The sequence below is a fragment of the Candidatus Caldatribacterium saccharofermentans genome (genome assembly GCF_050267035.1).
Classification (GTDB): Bacteria; Atribacterota; Atribacteria; order Atribacterales; family Caldatribacteriaceae; genus Caldatribacterium; species Caldatribacterium saccharofermentans.
Genome location: NZ_CP187957.1, coordinates 582,500 through 601,339, shown reverse-complemented (window position 1 = coordinate 601,339; position 18,840 = coordinate 582,500). Strand labels below are relative to the sequence as shown.

The 18,840-nt window shown below is 56.0% G+C and carries 17 protein-coding genes and 1 pseudogene; 14 read left to right on the top strand and 4 right to left on the bottom strand.

Features of this window, described 5'->3' with window-relative positions; genetic code table 11:
- Positions 1-72: 72 nt before the first annotated feature.
- Positions 73-822, bottom strand: coding sequence for a heparan-alpha-glucosaminide N-acetyltransferase (locus tag ACPT9Q_RS03115; protein ID WP_427366284.1), 750 nt, complete (start codon positions 820-822; stop codon positions 73-75).
- Between the two features lie 72 nt (positions 823-894).
- Between ACPT9Q_RS03115 and pyk the strand changes: the two genes are divergently transcribed.
- A complete protein-coding gene (pyk, locus tag ACPT9Q_RS03110) occupies positions 895-2,361 on the top strand; it encodes a pyruvate kinase (RefSeq protein ID WP_427366283.1) in 1,467 nt (488 codons plus the stop codon).
- Here the strand turns inward: pyk and ACPT9Q_RS03105 are convergent.
- Both ACPT9Q_RS03105 and ACPT9Q_RS03100 read right to left on the bottom strand, forming a co-directional pair.
- Positions 2,309-3,325: an aldo/keto reductase gene (locus ACPT9Q_RS03105; protein ID WP_017873645.1), complete on the bottom strand. Its 1,017-nt coding sequence runs from the start codon at positions 3,323-3,325 to the stop codon at positions 2,309-2,311. The genes pyk and ACPT9Q_RS03105 overlap by 53 nt on opposite strands.
- A gap of 2 nt (positions 3,326-3,327) precedes the next feature.
- Positions 3,328-3,840, bottom strand: a complete 513-nt coding sequence (locus ACPT9Q_RS03100; protein ID WP_017873644.1) for a YigZ family protein — start codon at positions 3,838-3,840, stop codon at positions 3,328-3,330.
- A gap of 236 nt (positions 3,841-4,076) precedes the next feature.
- Here ACPT9Q_RS03100 and ACPT9Q_RS03095 point away from each other — a divergent pair, with 236 nt between their 5' ends.
- From ACPT9Q_RS03095 to ACPT9Q_RS03035, 13 genes and pseudogenes are all read left to right on the top strand, one after another.
- Positions 4,077-4,991 (top strand): sugar phosphate isomerase/epimerase family protein, encoded by a 915-nt coding sequence (locus tag ACPT9Q_RS03095; protein WP_427366282.1) that lies wholly within the window; start codon positions 4,077-4,079, stop codon positions 4,989-4,991.
- Positions 4,992-5,002: 11 nt separating this feature from the next.
- A complete protein-coding gene (locus tag ACPT9Q_RS03090; protein ID WP_427366281.1) occupies positions 5,003-6,085 on the top strand; it encodes a zinc-dependent alcohol dehydrogenase in 1,083 nt (360 codons plus the stop codon).
- A gap of 18 nt (positions 6,086-6,103) precedes the next feature.
- On the top strand, positions 6,104-7,162 hold the full coding sequence (locus tag ACPT9Q_RS03085; RefSeq protein WP_427366279.1) for a LacI family DNA-binding transcriptional regulator: 1,059 nt from the start codon (positions 6,104-6,106) through the stop codon (positions 7,160-7,162).
- Between the two features lie 67 nt (positions 7,163-7,229).
- Positions 7,230-8,540: an ABC transporter substrate-binding protein gene (locus tag ACPT9Q_RS03080; protein WP_427366277.1), complete on the top strand. Its 1,311-nt coding sequence runs from the start codon at positions 7,230-7,232 to the stop codon at positions 8,538-8,540.
- 54 nt (positions 8,541-8,594) lie between these two features.
- Entirely contained in the window at positions 8,595-9,494 is a 900-nt protein-coding gene (locus tag ACPT9Q_RS03075) for a carbohydrate ABC transporter permease (protein ID WP_427366275.1), read from the top strand.
- A 12-nt stretch (positions 9,495-9,506) separates the two neighbouring features.
- Entirely contained in the window at positions 9,507-10,394 is an 888-nt protein-coding gene (locus ACPT9Q_RS03070) for a carbohydrate ABC transporter permease (RefSeq protein ID WP_427366273.1), read from the top strand.
- The gene (locus ACPT9Q_RS03065) at positions 10,395-10,604 is read left to right on the top strand and encodes a hypothetical protein (RefSeq protein WP_427366272.1); all 210 of its coding nucleotides are present in this window, start codon (positions 10,395-10,397) and stop codon (positions 10,602-10,604) included.
- 2 nt (positions 10,605-10,606) lie between these two features.
- Positions 10,607-11,695, top strand: a complete 1,089-nt coding sequence (locus ACPT9Q_RS03060; RefSeq protein ID WP_427366271.1) for an ABC transporter ATP-binding protein — start codon at positions 10,607-10,609, stop codon at positions 11,693-11,695.
- Between the two features lie 9 nt (positions 11,696-11,704).
- Positions 11,705-12,793 carry an ABC transporter ATP-binding protein gene (locus ACPT9Q_RS03055; RefSeq protein WP_427366270.1) on the top strand — a complete coding sequence of 363 codons (1,089 nt, stop codon included), beginning with the start codon at positions 11,705-11,707 and terminating at the stop codon, positions 12,791-12,793.
- A 14-nt stretch (positions 12,794-12,807) separates the two neighbouring features.
- On the top strand, positions 12,808-13,647 hold the full coding sequence (locus ACPT9Q_RS03050) for a sugar phosphate isomerase/epimerase family protein (RefSeq protein ID WP_427366269.1): 840 nt from the start codon (positions 12,808-12,810) through the stop codon (positions 13,645-13,647).
- Between the two features lie 139 nt (positions 13,648-13,786).
- Positions 13,787-14,257 (top strand): IS607 family transposase, encoded by a 471-nt coding sequence (locus tag ACPT9Q_RS03045; protein WP_427366268.1) that lies wholly within the window; start codon positions 13,787-13,789, stop codon positions 14,255-14,257.
- A pseudogene (locus tag ACPT9Q_RS03040) lies at positions 14,154-15,841 on the top strand (IS200/IS605 family accessory protein TnpB-related protein). The gene ACPT9Q_RS03045 and the pseudogene ACPT9Q_RS03040 overlap by 104 nt, the downstream one beginning before the upstream one ends.
- Before the next feature lie 279 nt (positions 15,842-16,120).
- On the top strand, positions 16,121-17,284 hold the full coding sequence (locus ACPT9Q_RS03035) for an iron-containing alcohol dehydrogenase (RefSeq protein ID WP_427366266.1): 1,164 nt from the start codon (positions 16,121-16,123) through the stop codon (positions 17,282-17,284).
- A 22-nt stretch (positions 17,285-17,306) separates the two neighbouring features.
- Here the strand turns inward: ACPT9Q_RS03035 and ACPT9Q_RS03030 are convergent, their stop codons facing one another.
- A complete protein-coding gene (locus tag ACPT9Q_RS03030) occupies positions 17,307-18,770 on the bottom strand; it encodes an FGGY-family carbohydrate kinase (protein WP_427366264.1) in 1,464 nt (487 codons plus the stop codon).
- Between the last annotated feature and the right edge of the window lie 70 nt (positions 18,771-18,840).

Sequence of the window (18,840 nt, the reverse complement as noted above, 5' to 3'; positions counted from 1 at the left end):
TGATACCAATGGCGCAAGTCCCTTTCACACCCACACCCCCCTCTGTCCTTTTCGCTATTATAGCGCAGCGGACTACAGGGGGAACCGGATGAGGCCAAGGAGGAAGAGGAGACCAAGAATCACCGGCTGGTGGAAGAGGTAAATGGTGAGGGAATGGCGCCCCAGGAAAGCCAGCCCCCGAAAGGGAAAGGCAGGGATGTTCGGGAGAGTGAAACCCCTCTCCCCCCCGGGGTAGAGGAAGTTCCCTGCGAAGATTCCCAAAAGCACCACCCCAAACCAGGGAAAAAGGGGGAAGTAGTCGAGGGTGGAGAATCGTGGAGGCTTGAGGCCAAGGAAAAGAAGGAAAGAGAACGGGAAAATCTTCAGGGAGAGGAAGTATCCGGCTACGATGCTTCCTAAACCTCCCAAAAGGCTCAGCCACGGTCGAGGGATGAAGGGATAGGCGAGGATTACCGACGTTCCTATGCAGTGGAGGACGCCGAAGCGAACATAGGATTCAGGGAGTGCGAGGTAGGTAACGAGGGTAATGACCATTCCATAGAAAAGCAAAAGAAGCCCTCTTTTCAGGTACTTCGAGAATGGAACGACGTTGCGGTGTTTCCGCTCCCGGGAAAAGCTCAGGGTTAGCGAGAGCCCTGCAAGGCCGACAAACAGCGAGGCACCAGAGAGGACATATCCTCGCCAGAAGGGCGAGAAGAGGTTCATCTTGAGGTTGCCGAAGAACACAAGGTCAAAGAGCATATGGTACAGAAGCATCATGACGACGGCGCAACCCCGAAGCGCATCAACCTCAGGGAACCTGTTCTGTCCGCTCCTTCGCATGGTTTTCCTCTCCCTTCCTTCATTGTACCAGAAGTGCCCGTGGTATAATCCTGGAAAAGGTCGGGAGACAAAATGCGGCGAACGAAGATTATCTGTACCCTTGGTCCTTCCTCGGCAGAGTACGGGATTCTCCTTGAAGTAGTTCGTGCCGGAATGGATGTGGCGCGAATCAACTTCTCCCATGGCGACCCTGCTTTTTACCACCATGCGGTTAGGCTTGTGCGAAGGGTTTCTCAAGAGTTGAAGAAGCCTGTGGCTATCCTTGCCGACCTTCAGGGCATCAAAATCCGCATCGGGGAAGTGGAACAGGGAGCTGTGGAGCTTGAGAAGGGTTCCTCGGTGGTTGTCCTTCCCGGAGAGGGTGTGACAACGGCGCAAAAGCTGTACATCCGCTACGAACCCCTCCTTGAGGACCTGAAGGTGGGAGACGACATCCTCCTTGACGATGGTCTGATAAAGCTCAAGGTGCAGGAGAAATTTGCCGATCGTCTTCACGCGACGGTGCTTGAGGGTGGGGTGCTCCGTTCGCGGAAAGGCGTCCATTTTCCCCGCACGAACACCTCGGCCCGGACGTTCACAGAGAAGGACCAGAGGGACCTGGAAATGGCGGTGCACCTTGGGGTTGACTACGTTGCCCTCTCTTTTGTTCGGGATGGGGAGGATATCGCCAGAGTCCGGTCCTGGGCAAGGGAACGGGGATTCCGTCTTCCTCCCCTCATCGCCAAGATTGAACGGAAAGAGGCCCTGCACGCTGCAGAAGAAATCGCCCAAGAAGCTGATGGTCTCATGGTGGCCCGAGGAGATCTGGGGGTTGAGGCCCCCATCGAGATGGTCCCGGTGTACCAGAAAATGCTTGTGAAACTTGCGAAAGAGCGTGGGAAAATCGCCATCATCGCCACGCAAATGCTTGAGTCGATGCGGGAGTCCTCAAGCCCCACAAGGGCAGAGGTGACGGACATCGCCAATGCCGTTCTTGACGGTGCCGATGCCCTCATGCTTTCGGCAGAAACTGCAATCGGGAAGTATCCGGTACTTGCCACGCAGATGATGCACACAGTGGTTGAAGCCACGGAGCGGCATCTTGCCTCGCGCATCCCTTCTTTCTACCGGCCCCGGGGGATGCTCCCCGAGGCCATTGTTTTTGGAGCGTTGCAGACCGCCTGTAACGTCAACGCCCGGGCTCTTGTGGTGTTCACCCATTCTGGTTTCACCGCCCTGGTGCTGTCTTCCTTTCGGCCGGGGATGCCCATCCTCGCTCTCACTCCTGAAGAAGAGACTGCTCGCCAGCTTGCCCTGGTGTGGGGAGTGTTGCCTGAGGTTCTCGATGTGCCCGAAGAGGCAGAGAGCATAACCCTCCTTCGCAGAGCCGAGGAAATTCTCCTTGGGCGAAAACTCGCCCGGCCCGGTGATCCTGTGGTGTTTGTGGCAAGTTCTCCTTTTCTGGGGTACCGGAACCTCATCCGGCTGCACCGCCTGGGTGAGCCTTTCACCGAGGAAGGAATTCCTCCCGGTACACCAGCCCCTGAGCCCACTGGATGAAGCGATAGGGGTAAATTTCCGGTGGGGCGCTCACGGCGTCAAGCAGGGCAACGTCCTCTTCGGCAAGACGCCACCCCACGCACCCGAGGTTATCTTCGAGTTGCGCGAGGGTCCGAACGCCAAGAATGGGGATAACGTCCTTTCTCGTGAGCAACCAGTTGAGAGCAACCTGCGGTATCGTCTTCCCGTATTTCTCCGCGAGGTTCCTGACCGTCTCGAGAATCTGGAAGTTCTTCTCCGTTGCCCGGCGTTCCCAGGCTTCTTCCCAGTCCTTTTTCGCCTGGGCAATCCGCCCTTCTTTGGGTGGGGTATGGGGAGTGTACTTTCCGGAGAGGAATCCGCCTCCCAGAGGCCCCCAGGCCATAATGCTCAGTCCTCCGTCGTAGCAGGCAGGGATCACTTCGTACTCGATATTTCGCTCCACGAGGCTGTACTGCATCTGGGCGGAGATGGGGCGGGGGAAGCCATACTTTTCGCAGAGGCTGACGACTTTCGTAATCTGCCACCCGGTGTAGTTGGAAACTCCGACGTAGCGAATGTATCCCCGCTCAACGAGGTAGGCCAGCGTTTCGAAAGTTTCCTCAAGGGGGGTGAAGGCGTCGAAGCAGTGAATCTGGTAGAGGTCGATGTAGTCTGTTTGCAGGCGCTTGAGGCTGTCAAAAACGGCCTTCAATATGTGTTTTCGGCTGGCTCCGCCATCATACGGTCCCTCGCCCATCCGGAAAAATACTTTGGTTGCCAGAACGATATTGTCTCTTTTTCCCCGGAGCGCCCGTCCGAGAATGCTCTCCGAAACACCCTGACTGTAGACGTTGGCGGTGTCGATGAAGTTCCCTCCCGCATCGAGGTAGCGGAAAAGGATGGCTACGGCCTCCTCTTCAGGTGTTTCTCTGCCGAAAGTCATGGTTCCCAGAGACACCTCGGAAACGTACAGACCACTTTTCCCCAGAGGTACGTACCGCATGTTTATTCCCCCCTTGTGAAGCATTTTACCGTTCCCCGCAGACGTTCCCGCTCAAGAAAGCCAAAGAGTGCATCCTCCTGGCTCTTGGGGATGGTGAAGGAAACCTCACAGCGCGCTCTCTCTGTCTTAAGGCGCTCTTTCGTTTTGAGGTACTGCAGGAGGCGGTGGACGAAAAGCTCAAAGGCCTGTGGTTCAGTGGTGACGGTGAAGTACCGGGCAACCACCACCATGCTGTTCGTCACCGCAAAGCGTCGCAGAACCCCAAGAACCGGCCATCCGGCACTGCCCTTCGGTTCCCCGCCATCTGAGGCGTACTCCTTTTCTCCCTGGGGACCACATCGAAAGGCATAGACGTAGTGAGTAGCCTGGGGGCAGCACCCCATGGCTCTCTTGAGTTTCTCCCGGCTCTCCTCGGGGTGAAAAAGGCGAAAGCTCATGGCCACGAAACGAGATTTCTCGCGGCTCAGTTCCCACAGGGCCTCGGTCTTTATGGTGAAAAGCGCTTTTCCGGACATAGCCAGAAGACCTTCCGGTGGTTTGAGCTTCCAAAAACATCATACCATCGCCTTTTCGCAAAATGAAGCGTGGAGCAGAGGTTCTTCCCAGGGGTCTCAAGGGTCTACAACTTTTTTGATAGAAAAGCCCCACGGGGGGTTGACAGGAAAGGGACATATTTATCATAATCATGGTAGTTCATGTTGAAAACGTTTTTATAAACACGATTCTCCACATCTCAAAGGAGGGGATGTCCTTGGGTAAGGCGAAAATCTCCATCGGAAGCTGGGCCTACGCCATCGGTCCCTATGCAAGCCACCCTGTACCCCTTGATGAAGTGATCGTGCGCCTGTCGGAACTCGGTTTTGATGGCGTTGAACTTGGCGGTTTCAAACCTCACGCTCATCCTGACCTCTACCCCACAAAAGAGGACCGCAAGAAGCTCCTCGGGCTTCTTGAGAAGTACCGCCTCGGCGTCAGTGCCTACGTGGCGGATCTCTGGAGTTTCCCCTTTGCCAGCGGCGACCCAAAAATCGTCCAGGCCTATGAGGAGATGTTTGACCGGTCGCTGGAGTTCTGCGTCGACTGTGGTTTCGACAAAATCCGCGTGGACACCGTAACCGGGACACCCTTCCCTAAGGACTGGGACTACAGGGAGACCTGGGATCGGGTTGTGGCGATGTTCCAGAAATGCGCGGATAAGGCCCGGGATGTGGGTGTCATGGTGGTGTGGGAATTTGAGCCCGGGTTCATTTTCAACAAGCCCAGCGAAATCAGGAAGATGCACGACGATGTGAATCGGGAGAACTTCAAAATCCTCCTTGATACAAGTCATGCCCAGATGTGTGCTGTGGTTGGGGCAAAGCAGACCGAGCCCAGGGAAACCCTCCCCGGGGGCATTCTGGAGCTCGTGGACATGCTTCGGGGACGCATTGGGCACGTGCACCTCATCGACTCGGACAACACCCTCCACGACGACGAGACGAGTACCCATGCTCCTTTCGGGACCGGGTACATCGATTTTGAAAAGGTCATCCCGGCGATTGTGGCAAGCGGGTACACCTCGGACTGGTGGTGCATTGACCTCTGCTTCTGGCCCAATGCCTGGGATATTACGGCCGATTCCATCAAGTTCCTTCGAGACCTTTTCGCCAGGCTCGGCATGGCGTAAGGAGGGAGACCATGATTCCTGCGACGATGAAGGCCTGGGTATTCTACGAGCCGGAGGTTATGAAGTTTGAGGAAGTCCCGGTGCCGGAAATTGCCGATGACGAGCTCCTCATTCGGGTGCGTGCCTGTGGCATCTGTGGGTCTGACGTTGCCTACTACTGGGGTCTTTCCCCTCTTGAAACACCAACAGGCAAAGGACCCCTTATCCTTGGGCACGAGTTTTCTGGGGAAGTCGTAAAAGTCGGGAAGGTCCCTGCAGAGCGCAAGCTCTTTTCCGTGGGTGATCGGGTCACAGTGAACCCGGTGCAGTACTGCAACGCCTGTGAGGTGTGTTACCGGGGGTTCGTGAACCTCTGCGAGAATAAAAAGGTCCTCGGGGTTTCGGCAAACGGTGCCTTCGCAGAATACGTGGTATCCCACTACACCCATGTGTACAGGCTTCCTGAGCATGTCTCTTTCAAGGCCGGGGCCTTTGTGGAACCCCTGGCCAATGCGGTGTACGGGGTGAAAAATCTCCAGGTTGGCCTTGGGGATACGGTGGTGGTTTTCGGTCCTGGGGCCATTGGGCTCTCTGTTGTGTCCCTCGTGAAGCGGAGTGGTGCAGGGAAAGTGATCCTCGTGGGAACTCAGGATTTCCGGCTTGAGGTGGGAAAGGCGATGGGGGCCGATGAACTTCTCAACGTCAGAGATGCTTCGTCGCCGTACTATGCGCCAAATGTCGTTGAGCGTATTTCGCACCTCACCGGGGGACGCATGGCAGATCGGGTGATTGTGGTCACGGGAAGTAAGGAAGCCATGCAGCTTGCCCTTGAAGTCTCCGGGCGTCGTTCCAACATCGTGTACTTTGGACTTCCAGGAGCAAAGGACGTCATAGAGGTTCCTGCACTTTCTTCCATTTTCTGGGACAAGAACATTCGCTTCTCCTGGCTTGCGCCGTTCACCTGGGTTGAGGCCATCCAGAGCATCGCCGGGGGTCTTGTGGATGCCGAGCGTCTTGTGACCCATGTGTTTCCGCTTGAGGAGCTCATGGAAGGCCTCCAGGTGGCCCGGGAAAAGAAAGGCAATCCTCTGAAAGTGATGGTAGTGATGGAGTAAAGAGCAGGGCATGTTGGGGTGAAGTCTGTGGAGCCGAGGGTTCACCGGGTGACCATGAAAGATGTGGCAAAAGAGGCGGGAGTGGCTCTCTCGACCGTATCGCACTTTCTGAACGGCACGGCTCCGGTTGCCCCGGAAACGAGAAAGAAGATTCTTGAGGCCATTGAGCGGCTCAACTACCGTCCTGACTTCACTGCCCGGAACCTCAAGCGACAGAAGACCAATGCCCTGGGTCTCTTCATTCCCGATGTCACCAACCCCTTCTATGCTGAACTTGCCCAGGGTGTCACTGATGTGGCCCAGGAAGCGGGTTACAGCGTCATTCTCTACGCCACGTCCTACAAGGAAAAGCTTGAGGAGAGCTTTGTGAGTCTTGTGGAACAGCACCAGGTTGATGGAGTGGTGATTGCTTACAGTTTCATCGCTGAGCGTCTCTGGGGTCGTCTTGCCTCAAGCGGTGTTCCTGCTGTTCTTGTGGACGTGTACCCAGTGAACGACCTCTGGCCTTCAGTGGTGGTGGACAACGAGAAGGGTATCGAGGAAGCCCTGCGGTATCTTGTATCTTTAGGCCACACCGATATCGGGTACCTGAGTGAACCCCCGTATGTTCTGTCTTTGGTCAAAAGGCAGCGGGCCTTCCTCAACTTCATGAAACGGAAGGGTCTACCTCTTCGGGATGAATGGGTGCTTGTGGAGAAGATCCAGAAGAACCGGGTGGAGATTGGTTTCACTCTGGGGAAGAAGCTCCTCAAAGAAAAGAAGCGTCCCACGGCCGTTGTGGCAAGCTCGGACCTTGTGGCGGTGGGGGCGCTCAAGGCCTTTTTGAGCTCTGGAGTTCGCGTTCCTGAGGACATCTCCATTGTGGGCTTTGATGATATTCTCCTGGCCTCCTACGTGCATCCGTCGCTCACCACAGTTCGCCAGCCCAAGTACGAGATGGGTAGAACTGGAGTGGAATTTTTGTTACAATTTCTCCGGGGGAAGAAAGACTGTCCACCGCTCACACTCATCGAACCTGTCCTTGTGGAACGTGACTCCTGTCAAGGGAGGGGGGTGAGAGAAGAGATACTCCTCTGAGTCTGTGTTCTCTGCGTTTTTGAGGCACCTCTTGACAAAAATACCATTCTGAAAGGAGGGTATGTAGATGAAACGGCTCGTTCTTGGTGTGCTTGTGGTGTTCCTTCTGGGGACAATCCTCGGGGGAGTAGCTCTGGCGGAAGAGGTGACGCTTACCATCACCTGGGCAGCCTGGGCGCCGATGGATACCCTCATTGCCCTTGCGGAAGACTTCACTGCCAAGACCGGTATCAAGGTGAAAGGTGACCCGGTTCCCTGGCCGCAGTACCATGATAAGGTCTTCACAGAATTTGCCTCAGGCAAAACGAGTTTCGACATCGTCCTTCCTGATTCCCAGTGGCTTGGTGAAGCAGTGGTTGGCGGACATCTCCTCGACATCACCGACTGGTTCAACGAACACGTGAAGAAGGAAGATTTCTACGACACCTTCATCCAGTCCTTCTGCGAGTACCCCGACGGGAGTGGCAAGTACTATGGTGTTCCGGCTCTGGGAGACTTCTTTGGAATGTGCTACCGGACTGACCTCTTCAACGACCCCGAAGAGCAGAAAGCCTTCCAGGAGAAGTACGGTTATGCTCTGCAGGTTCCCGAGACCTGGAGCCAGCTCAAGGACATTGCCGAGTTCTTCACCCGTCCAGAAAAGAACCTCTACGGAGTGGCTCTGTGGCACGCCCCAATCCCAACGGCTGGACTCACCGATGAATTCCTCGCCGTGTTCTGGTCCTTCGGAGCGGAACTCTGGGATCCGGTGACCAAGCGTGTCAAGGGGTACCTGAATAGTGAAGAAGGTAAAGCCGCTGCCCGGTACTGGGTGGACATCTACAAGTACTGTCCTCCAGGTTCTGCCAACTACAGCATGGATGAGGCCAATACTGCCATGCAGCAGGGGCTTGTCGCCATGATGGGGACATACCTGGCATTCTATCCGGGCCTTGTGGATCCTAACCTCTCCCTGGTCTGGGATAAGGTTGACTTCTTCCCCACCCCCAGGGAGAAAGAGTGGTACGTCCAGCTCGGTGGGCAGGGTATGTCCATCTCGGCCTACACACCCTACAAGAAGGAAGCCCTCATGTTCCTCGAGTGGTGGCTCTCCCCCGAGACCCAGTGGAAATGGGCCCAGGCCGGGATGTTCAGCTGCATGAAGCCCATTGTTGAAGACGATAAATACCTTGAGTACGCACCGGTGAATAAGGTTGCCCGGGCGAGCTATCCACACCTCAAGGACTACTGGGAAATCCCCGAGTACAACGAAATGGGTACGGTCATGGCAGAAATTCTCAATGCCGCCATCCTTGGGAAGTACACCCCTGAAGAGGCTATGGACCTCATCGCAGAAAAGCACGAGGAAATCCTTGAGCGTGCTGGCTACTACAAATGAGGATAGTGCTGCCCCCCTTGTGGGGGGCAGCAGCTGTAGAGGAGGGAAAAGTTCGTGGATATTCGGAACACATGGGCAAATCGTGTCTCAGATCGAGGAATGCTCTACCTTTTTCTCCTCCCCACCTTTGGCCTTTTGCTTTTTCTTGTTATTTTCCCCCTTATCTGGTCGCTGTACCTGAGTTTCTGCGAGTACTCGGCGAATGCGGCCAATCCTCCGGTGTTCATCGGGATTCAGAACTACAGTTCCCTCTTTCGGGAGAAAGAAGTCTGGGATCGCTTCGTCACAACCGGAAAGTTCGTCCTTCTTGCAGTGGCTATCGAGTTCCTCCTTGGATTTGGCATAGCCATGCTCCTTAACCGGGAGTTCTACGGAAAGGGGCTTTTGACAACGCTTTTCATTCTCCCAATGATGTTTTCTCCTGCAGTTGTTGGGAAGTTCTTCCGTTTCATGATGGATACCAACTGGGGTATCATCAATTACATCCTGGGTCGGCTCTTCGGCATGCCGAAAATCGCCTGGACGACGAGTTACGAGTACGCTCTGTACTCTCTGGTTATCACCGACGTCTGGATCTGGACACCCTTCATCGTGCTTTTGAGCTTGGCTGGGCTCTCGAGTGTCCCCAGGTACCTCTATGAAGCTGCGGATGTTGACCGGGCTTCGGGGTGGTTCAAATTCCGATACATTACGCTTCCCTATGTTGCCCCCATTCTCATCCTTGCCGTCCTTTTCCGGACCATGGATGCTTTCCGTTTCTTTGACGTGGTGTACGTGCTCACCGAAGGAGGGCCGGGGTACGCTACCCAGATCATCCCCTTCTACATCTATAAGCTTGCCTTTTCGTTCTGGCGGACGGGGCGGTCCTGTGCCCTGGCGTATGTGCTCCTCATCATTATCATCGCCCTGAGCAATATCTACATCACGTATCTCAATCGTTTGCGGAGGGCGTAAGGGGGGAGTGGAATGAACGAATTCCAGCGAAGAGCCGTTAAGAACCGGATTATCGTGGTGGTCCTTGTAGTGTTGCTCTGTATCTACCTTTTTCCCCTCTACTGGATGTTCTCGACGGCCACGAAGAGCAAGGTAGACGCCTTTGCCCTTCCTCCCAAATGGGTCTGGCGTCCGCAAATTGATAACTTCCGGAACATCTTCTATGTCGGTGCCGGGGGAGCTCTTGGAACAGTTCGCGGCATTGAGGTAAAACCAAAACCTTCGGCCTTCTTGCGACAGCTCGGCAATAGCATCGTGGTGTCCTTCGTGAGTACACTTCTTGCCACGTTCCTTGGGGCACTCTCCGGGTATGTGTTCTCGAGGATGCGAGTGCGGGGCAAAGATGACCTGCTCTTTGTCATCCTGAGTAGCCGCATGCTGCCGCCTGTGGTCATTGCCATTCCTCTTGTCATGATGTACCGGGCTTTAGGGCTTTTTGATACCCGTTTCGGGCTCATCATCATGTACACGGTGTTTAACCTCGCCTTTGCCGTGTGGATGATGCGGAGTTTCGTTGACGATATCCCTCCGGAGTACGAAGAGGCAGCACTGGTTGACGGGTACTCCCGCTTCCAGGCTTTCTTCAAGTTTATCTTCCCGGAGATGCGGGTGGGTATGGTGGCCACAGCCATTTTCAGCCTCATCATGACCTGGAACGAATTTACCTTCTCGCTCCTTCTCACCGGGGAACGGGCCCGGACTGCGGTGCCCTCTATCGCCCATTCCCTCGGAACGGCGGGAGTGAACTGGGGGCACATTGCTGCAGGATCTTTCCTCATGGTTCTTCCCGTGGTTGTGTTCACCTTCCTCCTTGGAGGAAATCTCATCCGGGGCTTCACCTTTGGAGCGATAAAGGAGTAGATGGACATGAGATTCCTGGCGCGAATCAAGAGGTTTATGGAATCCCTCTCCATTGTGCTCATCGTCTTTGGTATTTTCAGCCTCTGCCAGCCCTTTACTTTTTTCCTCTACCATTACGGTTTCGCTTTTCTTGGGGGAGGAACAGGACTGTACATCCTCTTCTCCCACATTCCTCCCCTTGAGGAACTTGCGGGGGAGAAGGAGGCATAGCGATGTCCTCAGTGCGGGTTGAAAAGCTCTACAAGCGCTTCGGACATGTGGAGGCGGTGAAGGGCATCTCTTTCGAGGTGAAGGAGGGAGAGTTTACGGTTCTCCTTGGTCCCTCGGGTTGCGGAAAAACCACGACGCTCCGCTGCATTGCTGGGCTGGAACAGCCAGACGGTGGACGCATCTACTTCGATGACGAAGATGTGACCCCTCTGAGCCCGGCGGCCCGAAACATCGCCTTTGTGTTCCAGCTCTACGCCCTGTATCCGCATCTTACGGCGTACGACAACATTGCCTTCCCGCTCCGGGCAGAAGGACTGCCGAAGCAGGAAATCAGCCAGCGGGTCGGTGAGGTCGTGCGGCTTCTGCAGATTGAGGATATTCTCCACCTGAAGCCCCGCAAGCTCACGAGTGGTCAGAAGCAACGGGTGGCCCTGGCCCGGGCAATTGTCCGCCGTCCCCGGGTTTTTCTCCTTGACGAGCCCCTCTCGAACATCGACGCCAAACTCCGGGAAGTCACCAGGGCCGAACTCAAGAAACTCCAGAAATCCCTTAAGGCTACGACGATTTACGTGACCCACGACCAGGTGGAAGCCATGACCATGGCTGACAAAATCGTGGTGATGAACTTTGGGGACATCCAGCAGATTGGCTCGCCTCATGAGGTCTACCATTATCCGGCAAACCTCTTCGTAGCCCGGTTCATCGGGAGCCCGGGGATGAACTTTATTCCCGGTAGCGTGGAGGAAAGAAATGGACGCCTGGGTGTTGTGGTGGACGGTGCGTACTTCATCCCCCTGGCAGAGGAGCAGGAAGCTGCCCTGAGGCGTCTTGTGCAGCCGGTACGGCAGGTGGTCCTTGGCGTACGCCCTGAAAATATCCTCGTTGCGGGGGAGCAAGAGAAACTCCTCGATGGCGAGGTCTACGTCTTTGAGCCTCTTGGAGTGCAGAACGTGGTGACCTTCCGCATTCTCGGGCATCTTGTGAAGGCACTCCTTCCAGGGGATGTGATGCTCAGGGTGGGGGAGAAGGTGGGCCTGGTGTTCCGGGAAATTCGTGTTTTCCACGCAGAAACGGAAAAACTCATCGCGTAGGTGACGTCTATGGCACGTCTTGTGATTGAAGGATTGACCAAGAGGTTTGGAAGAATCACCGCCGTTTCCGGGCTTTCTCTTGAAGCAGAGAGCGGAGCCATCACGGTCCTTCTTGGTCCAACCGGGGCAGGGAAAACAACCACGCTTCGCTGTGTGGCAGGTCTTGAGCGGCCTGACGGTGGCACCATTCGCATTGGAGAGCAGGTGGTTAACGACCTTCCCCCTAAAGACCGGGACGTGGCCTTCGTTTTCCAGAACTTTTCTCTCTATCCGCGGTACACGGTCTTTGAGAACATCGCTTCGCCTCTGCGCATCCGGAATATCTCAAAAGAAGAGATCGAGCGGCGGGTGAAGGAAGTCGCCCGTTTCCTCCATATCGACCACCTCCTGTCCCGAAAACCGATCCACATAAGCGGTGGAGAGATGCAGCGGGTGGCCATCGCCCGGGCACTGGTGCGAAACCCCAGGGTTTTCCTCCTTGATGAACCTCTGACCAACCTCGATGCCAAAATCCGCGAGGAAATGCGTACTGAGCTCAAGCGCCTGCAGAGCGAGACCGGTGCGACCTTCCTCTACGCCACCCCGGATCAGGCCGAGGCACTCTCCATGGGAGACCGGATTGTCGTCATTCGCCAGGGACACGTCGTCCAGGTGGGAACACCGCAGGAAATCTACCACTACCCTCGGAATGTCTTTGTTGCCGACTTTGTGGGGAGCCCTGGAATGAATTTCGTCCCGGCCCTCTTTGAAGGGGAAGACCGTCTCAATGTGGGTCCAGGGTACTTCACCTTTGCCCTTCCAGAGGATGCTGCCTCGGTCTGTCGAAAGAGTATCAGAAGCCCTGAGGTGATTTTTGGCATTCGCCCCGAGGATATCACAATCTCCCGGGAGGAAGGAGAAGGCTTCTACCCTGCCCAGGTTGAGGTGGTGGAGCCTCTTGGGGTCATCCAGATTGTGCGCCTGCGCCTTGATGGGCATGTTCTCCGGGTACGGAGCGAGAAGGGAGCTCGTTTCGAGGCTGGGGAACGGGTCTTTTTCGGGTTTAAGAAGGAGAAAGTTCGCATTTTCGACCGCATGACCGAGGAACGCATTTTCTGAAAGGGGGATGCCGGATGTTTGGCGTGAATCTCTTTCTCTGGACTGCGGCGTACACAGATAGCGAGGCTCACCTCATCCCTATGGTGAAAGAGCTTGGCTTTGATTGTGTGGAAATCCCGCTTGATCTCCTTGATGCCATTTCTGTGGAGAAGACGAAAGCACTTCTTGAGGAAAACGGGCTTGCGGTGACCGGGTGTGCCGTGGTGGGGGAACGGAGGGACCTCGTGAGTGACAGTGCCGAAATTCGCAAAGAAGCACTCGCTTATTTCACCCGCTGTCTCCAGATGCTCTCCGCCTGGGGTGGAACGGTGCTCTGCGGTCCCTGTTACTCTGCGGTGGGCAAGCTCACTGGAGAACCACGGACGGCGGAGGAGTGGAAGCGAGCAGTGGCAGGCCTCAAGGAACTCGCCAAAGTTGCCGAGGACTGTAATGTGAAAATTGCCGTTGAGCCCCTCAACCGCTTTGAAACGTACTTTCTGAACACTGCGGAGGATGCCGTGCGCCTTGTGGAAGAGGTGGGGAGTCCTTACGTGGGGATTCACCTTGATACCTTCCATATGAATATTGAGGAGAAGAGCCTCTACCAGGCGATCAAAGTGGCAGGGAAGCACCTCTTCCACGTCCATACCTGCGAGAATGACCGGGGAACACCTGGAGAGGGCCACGTGGAGTGGGATGAAGTTTTCCAGGCGCTTCGGGAAATCAACTACCGGGGGGCACTGGTCATCGAGTCCTTCGTCCCGGGCGTGAAGGAGATTGCCCGTGCAGCCTCCATATGGCGCCCTCTTGCGCCAAGCAGCGAATACATCGCCCAGAAGGGCCTCGAGTTCTTGAAAAAGCACTGGAATCCCTGAACCCTTTTCTTCCATGCTACAATGGAGGAAAGGGAGGTTTGCATCAGCTTCGAGGGATTTGACTGTAACTGGTTGTGCTTAACTATTCGCCCGGGTGTCTACGAAGAAGCGGGCCGACGCTGGAAACCTCGAGCGGCAGATGGAGAGACTGCGGGCATACGCACGGGAGAAGGGCTACCGTGTAGTGGCGGAGTATTCGGATGTGGCTTCGGGTTTAAACCAGAACCGCCGGGGCCTGGAACGGGTGCTAAAAAGCGCCGAACGGGGTGAGTTCAGAAAGTTCCTCATCGAATACCCCGACAGGTTGGCCAGGTTCGGGTACGCCTATTTAGAGCGCCATGTAAAGTACTGCGGTGTAGAGATAGAAGTTTCGCGGAAAGAGCCCGAGGACGCACATACGGAGCTGGTGCAAGATTTGTTAGCCATAGTGACTTCTTTTTCGGCCCGGCTGTGTGGAGCGAGGGGTGGGAGGAAAATCCGGCAGGGCTTCCGGGAGCTGATAAGGGATGCCGGAGAGGCAAAAGAAGGACAAATTGAGCTTTACAGTATGCGGGGAGTTTTTTCCAGAGGTCTTCCCCACCTCCCGGTCTCCAAGGTGGAGCCGGGGTGAGGAAGACCCTCTTGTTACGGAGATGCGGCTTTTCTGCGCCTGCATGCGGTGGGCCTTCAACCGGCTCCTGGAAGGCGCTTCCCGCGATGAAATCAAAAAACTCGGCCAGGAGCTTTTCGGTCTCAACTCGCGGTATGCGGACGACGCCAGGCTTAAGGCACAAGGTGTGCTGGACTCCCAGAGAGAGCTCCTGGGACTGGAGATTGAGGAGACGGAAAAGAAGCTGGGCCGGGCAAAGCAAAAGCTCAGCCTGGCTATGAGGAAGCTGGTGGTGGCAGAGAAAAAAGGGGCTGCTCCAGAAGTTATTGAAAAACTCCGCCTGGTGGTCAGGGGGCGGAACAACCGGGTAGCATCTTTAGAGAAGAAACTGGCCGAACTGGAAGCCCACCGGGAGAACGGGACTGTACCCAGGGTAGTGTTTGGCGGCAAGAAACTGTGGAAGAAGGTCTGCAAAGGCCGGGCCACGCGGGAGAAGTGGCGGGCCGCTCGCAAAAACCGCCTCTACTCCCGAGGGGACGAGACCAAAGGCGGCAATCCTAACATAAAGGTAACTTACCGGGAGGGGGAGTTCTCCCTGGCGGTGACCATCTCCCACCTCTCGGAGAAAGTAGGCGAGGACGCCCTGGGCCGCCCGAAGATGAGCCGCGCCCCGAGGGTGGAGGGCAGGTTGTGGCTGCCGGAGAAGCACCGGGACCTGGTGCGGGTATGGCTGGCCATGAAGCTACCCTATTCAGTAGAGCTGGTCCGCACCCTGGAGGGCCGCTATATGGTGCATCTGACGTTTGAACTGAGTGGAGTGCGGGAGCCCAACTTGGCTAAAGGTTGTTTAGCCCTGGACACGAACCCTGACAGAGTGGCCTTATGCAACATAAACGCTTCAGGCCAGCCGGAGCCGTGGCCGGAAGGTTTTAGTGTTCCATACCCCGGCAACCTGGGTAAATACGAAGGAGAGTTTCAGGTTACCACTTACCCTAACGGTTTTCTGTACATCAGGGTACCTGACTTGGCTTACGCTTCCGGCTTTCGACGGGACTACCTGATAGGTGTCTTAGCCAAAGTAGTGGGAGACATAGCCTTCTTTCTGGGCAAGCCGGTTATCCTGGAAGACCTGGAGTTTGGGAAAGATAGGCTGGACACCAACAAGAAGTTCAACCGCATGGCTTCAAACTTTCCCTTTGCGAAGATGGTGGAGGCGGTGTGCCGGAGGGCGTCAAAGAGGGAGTATCTTTCAAGCTCGTGGCTGCCCGGCACACGTCCACTATAGGTTACTGGAAGTACATGGAGTGTTACGCCGTTCCGGTGCACTGCTCGGCGGCACTTGTTGTAGGCCGCCGGGCGATGGGCTTTAAGGAACGGGTAACGAAAGAAATGAAGCAACTGGTAGCCCGTATCAAGCAAAACCTGACCCAAAAGGTCAATCCTGATACACCGAGGGAAGGAGAAGGGATGACCCGCAGGGTCAGGGCCTGCTTGAGACGGCTGGAGGGGAGGCTCCCTGTGCACAACGGGTTTGCCCCGTGGCAGCAGGAAGCGTATTGCTCCGTCTGGCGCGACTTAAAGCTTTTGGCCCTGTCCTTGCGGTGACCCCGTTTAGCCGGTGTCGGACAAACCGGTAGGCGTCCTAACAGGACGCGGGAGGCGGGAGCAATTCCCCGCCGGAAGGTCCACACAGTCCGGCGGTCCGTGCCAGTTGTGCCCTTCCGGTGCAGTACTCCCGTCCGGGTGGGACTCCCGGGCCGAGGTCCCCTGTCGCCCTGCCCCTCGGAGGGCAAATCAAATATCCGGAAGGAGGCGAAAGCCTGGTCTGGGGGCCGGCTTGGCTGAAAATAGAAACAGTCAAGTTTTTGAACCAGGTCGAGGTACATGCGAAACTTTGAGTACTGGAATCCTACGCGCCTCTTTTTTGGACGAGGGGAAACCGACCGGGTAGGGCAGGAATGCCGCAAGTACGGAGAACGGGTGCTCCTTGCTTATGGTGGAGGGAGCATCAAAAAGACCGGTCTCTATGACCGGATAGTGCGTCGCCTGCAGGAGGCAGGGTGTTCAGTTACCGAACTCTCTGGTATCCAGCCAAATCCTCGTCTCAGCAAAGTCCGGGAAGGAGTGGAAATCTGCCGGAGGGAGAAAGTCGAGGTTGTTCTCGCTGTGGGTGGGGGAAGCGTCATCGATACTGCCAAGATTGTTGCCGCAGGAGTGTGCTATGATGGTGACCCGTGGGATTTCTTTACGGGAAAAAGTGTACCGGAACGGAAGCTCCCTCTGGGGACTGTTCTGACTCTTGCGGCCACAGGCTCTGAGATGAACCGGAATGCAGTCATCACAAATGACGAGACTCAGGAGAAACTCGTGGTGAAGAACCCTGTGCTTTTCCCTGACTTTTCCATCCTCGACCCCGAAAACACCTTCACCGTTCCGAAAGACCACACCGTCTACGGCATCGTGGACATGATGGCCCATGTGTTCGAGCAGTATTTCCATCCCGTTCCTGAGACGCCTCTCCAGGACCGCCTGGCAGAAAGCATCATGAAGACCATCATCGAGTACACCCCAAGAGTCCTCGAAAACCCGAAAGACTACGACGCCCGGGCCACCATCATGTGGTGCGGGACACTGGCCCTCAACCATCTTATTGAAGCAGGATTGACAGGTGATTGGGCAACGCACCGGATGGAGCTTGAGTTAAGCGGTGTCTACGACATCCCCCATGGGGCGGGGCTGGCCATTCTCTTCCCCCAGTGGATGGAATACGTCCTTCCGCTCATTCCGAAGAAGTTCGCCCAGTTCGCCGAGCGGGTATGGGACATCCCCCGCGGGAACCGAAGCGACGAAGACCTCGGGAAAGCCGGTATTGAGCGGACCCGACAGTGGTTCCGGGAGATCGGTGCTCCCACAAGGCTTCGGGAAGTGGGCATTGGCGAAGAACGTCTTGAGGAGATGGCCGAAAGGGTAGCAAAAAGAGGCCCCATTGGCTCGGTGAAAGTTCTCACGAAAGAAGACATCCTGACGATTTACCGCCGATCCCTCTGATCACACCTGACCCCGCTCGGGGTCAGGTGCTTTTGATATATCCTCGCTTTGCGCACTCTTCCACAAAGCGCTGGTATTTCTCTCCGTAGAGGACCGAGAGTGCAGGATCGGGCTCTTCCTGCGCCACCACGTGGACCATGTTCTGTGCTGCCTGAGATATCCCTCCAAAAAGCGGGCAGGCTGCCATGATACAGGCTCCTAAAGCAGCGTCGGGGAACCTGGGGAGGTAAAGAGGAAGCCCCAGGATGTTCGCCCGTATCTTCCGCCATATGGGGCTTTTTGCCCCGCTTCCGGAGACGAACACTCGCTGGATTCGGGTGGCTCCAAGACGCTCGAGGAGCTCGAACCCGTAGCGTTCCACGTACCCCACGCCCTCAAGACAAGCAGCGTAGAATTCGAGGTCATCTTTCCGTTCCCCCAGGGAGAAAAACTCTGCCTCCGGGTGGGCGAAGGGGAAGCGTTCTCCTTTACGGACCATGGGGTACACGATAAGGCCTGTGGGAAGGGAGAGAAGGGCAACCCTTTCGTCCCATTCGGCAAGGTTCGCTTCAGGGAAGAAGTGGGTGAGGCACTCTCCTCCGGTGTTGGAGGCTCCTCCGGGGAGCCAGAAACCCTCAGGATGGAGGTGGCAGTACACGCGTCCCAGAGGATCCTTCACATGGTGCTCGGAGATGCTTCGCACCACAAGGGTGGTGCCAAGCGTTGAGGAAACATCCCCCGGTCTTGTGGCTCCCGAGGCGTAGAATGCTGCTGTTCCATCCGTTGCTCCGGAAACGACAAACGTCTGGGGAGAGAGGCCCCATGTTCTGGCAAGGGAGAGAGAAAGCGTACCAATGACCTCCCCGCTTTTCACCACTTTGGGGAGTTTTTGGAGAGGAATACCGAGCTTCTCCTCAATGAAGGAAGGCCACCGTTTCTCCATGAGGTCGTAGCCCATTTTCAGGGTGTTCGAGATGTCCGATATCCCGAAAACTCCGGTGAGGTGCCCCACAAGGTAATCCGTGGGGTGGAGGAAATACGCGGCTTTCTCGAAAATTTCGGGGAGGTTCCGTTTGAGCCAGAGGACCTTGCAGAGGGCGAAGGAGGGGTCGAAGCGATACCCCAGACGTTCGGTGAAGTCCTGTGCCGCTTCGTTCACGATGTGAGCCTCTTCCTGGGCTCGGGAATCGTTGTACATGAGGGCGTGCATGAGCGGCTGACCCTGGGCATCGACGGGAACGACGGTCCCCGAAGTCGAGTCACAGGAGATGGCCCTGAGGGATGTGAGGGGATAGCCAAGGGCACTGAAGGCGGCAAGGGTTTTTGCGACGCATCGCTCTGTTTTCTCCCACCACTCTCTGGGGTCCTGTTCGAAACGTCGTCCTTCCTGGAGGGAAAACCGGATATCTTCTTTTTCTTCCACGATGACCTCTCCCCGGAGGTTCGCCACCATGGCCCGGACTCCCTGGGTACCGAGGTCGATACCAAGGACAAAGGTGTCCTTCACCCTGTTCACTCCTTTTGATTTTTGTCTTCTGTCATTGTACTACTCCTTTGCCTTGCGTGGTATAATACTC

Bases quoted from the DNA above. Each gene is read 5' to 3' on its own strand.
- ACPT9Q_RS03070 (WP_427366273.1), top strand. From the start codon at position 9,507: ATGAACGAATTCCAGCGAAGAGCCGTTAAGAACCGGATTATCGTGGTG.
- ACPT9Q_RS03035 (WP_427366266.1), top strand. From the start codon at position 16,121: ATGCGAAACTTTGAGTACTGGAATCCTACGCGCCTCTTTTTTGGACGA.
- ACPT9Q_RS03105 (WP_017873645.1), bottom strand. From the start codon at position 3,325: ATGCGGTACGTACCTCTGGGGAAAAGTGGTCTGTACGTTTCCGAGGTG.
- ACPT9Q_RS03045 (WP_427366268.1), top strand. From the start codon at position 13,787: ATGGAGAGACTGCGGGCATACGCACGGGAGAAGGGCTACCGTGTAGTG.
- ACPT9Q_RS03060 (WP_427366271.1), top strand. From the start codon at position 10,607: ATGTCCTCAGTGCGGGTTGAAAAGCTCTACAAGCGCTTCGGACATGTG.
- ACPT9Q_RS03090 (WP_427366281.1), top strand. From the start codon at position 5,003: ATGATTCCTGCGACGATGAAGGCCTGGGTATTCTACGAGCCGGAGGTT.
- pyk (WP_427366283.1), top strand. From the start codon at position 895: ATGCGGCGAACGAAGATTATCTGTACCCTTGGTCCTTCCTCGGCAGAG.
- ACPT9Q_RS03100 (WP_017873644.1), bottom strand. From the start codon at position 3,840: ATGTCCGGAAAAGCGCTTTTCACCATAAAGACCGAGGCCCTGTGGGAA.
- ACPT9Q_RS03050 (WP_427366269.1), top strand. From the start codon at position 12,808: ATGTTTGGCGTGAATCTCTTTCTCTGGACTGCGGCGTACACAGATAGC.
- ACPT9Q_RS03080 (WP_427366277.1), top strand. From the start codon at position 7,230: ATGAAACGGCTCGTTCTTGGTGTGCTTGTGGTGTTCCTTCTGGGGACA.
- ACPT9Q_RS03065 (WP_427366272.1), top strand. From the start codon at position 10,395: ATGGACATGAGATTCCTGGCGCGAATCAAGAGGTTTATGGAATCCCTC.
- ACPT9Q_RS03055 (WP_427366270.1), top strand. From the start codon at position 11,705: ATGGCACGTCTTGTGATTGAAGGATTGACCAAGAGGTTTGGAAGAATC.
- ACPT9Q_RS03115 (WP_427366284.1), bottom strand. From the start codon at position 822: ATGCGAAGGAGCGGACAGAACAGGTTCCCTGAGGTTGATGCGCTTCGG.